The sequence below is a fragment of the Pseudomonas lurida genome (assembly GCF_013522705.1).
Lineage (GTDB): Bacteria > Pseudomonadota > Gammaproteobacteria > Pseudomonadales > Pseudomonadaceae > Aquipseudomonas > Aquipseudomonas quebecensis.
This window is the reverse complement of record NZ_JAAMRE010000071.1, coordinates 1-875: the sequence shown is the minus strand read 5'-3', so window position 1 is coordinate 875 and position 875 is coordinate 1. Positions and strand designations below refer to the sequence as shown.

Annotated in this window: 1 protein-coding gene; it reads left to right on the top strand. The window is 62.7% G+C overall.

Going from position 1 to position 875, the window contains the following annotated elements; genetic code table 11:
• Positions 1-875: DUF6531 domain-containing protein (locus G7025_RS26570; protein ID WP_258197741.1), on the top strand; the 875-nt coding region annotated here is incomplete at both ends.

Here is an 875-nt window from a genome sequence, read left to right as displayed (position 1 = left end):
GGCGAAGCGCTGTACTCGCTGTGGGACAACCTCAAGCAACTGTTCCAGTGGCTGTCGGACCCGGTGGCCCATGCCGAGCAATGGCTGCGGTATCTGTCCCAGGCCGAGTTTGACCAGTTGCTGGCGCTCGGTGCCGACGCTATTGCGACGGGCTTGCTGATGCTCAGCGATGAGCCGTTGTTGTTCATTTACCTGGCGGCGATGGTCAGTTGGATGCGCCTGCTGCCACCGCCGTATATGAACGAGCTGCTCGGTGAAATCACCGGCGAGGTGCTGATCAACCTGTTGCTGATCTGGACCACGGCGGGTATGGGCGTGGTGGTTCGCCTGGGCGCGCAGGTGCTGGGCGGGATCAAATCGCGGCGCGCGCGCGAGTGGTTGGAACATTTGGCCGAGCAGTTTGGCAAGGTGCGCGTCGAGGAGCACGCCGAGGTGGCCAGGCCGGTGTTGCTCGGCAGTCAGGCCACAGCGATCAACACGCCACCGGTGGGGCCGCTGAAGGTTGGGGACCAATGGGTTTCCAACCCGGTGATAGCGGCGCGCGACAAGACGCAGAGGACGGTGTTGGTGCGGCAGGAGCCCGTGGACGATATGCCTGTTTCGGGTAAAAACCCGAACGGGGATGCGGCGGTTTCTTCGGATAAGACCGTTACTAACGGCTGCCCGGTGTCGATGGTTACCGGGGAGGAACTGCTGACCCTGACCGATGGCACGTTGGACGGGATTTTGCCGCTTGAGTGGGCACGGTTGTATCGCACCAGTGCGGTGGAAGTGGATGTCGGGTTGGGGGTTGGCTGGAGTCATTCGCTGGCGCAGCGGCTGGTGGTCGACGGCGACTCAGTGGTGTGGACGGATCATGAGAACCGGTCGATCAC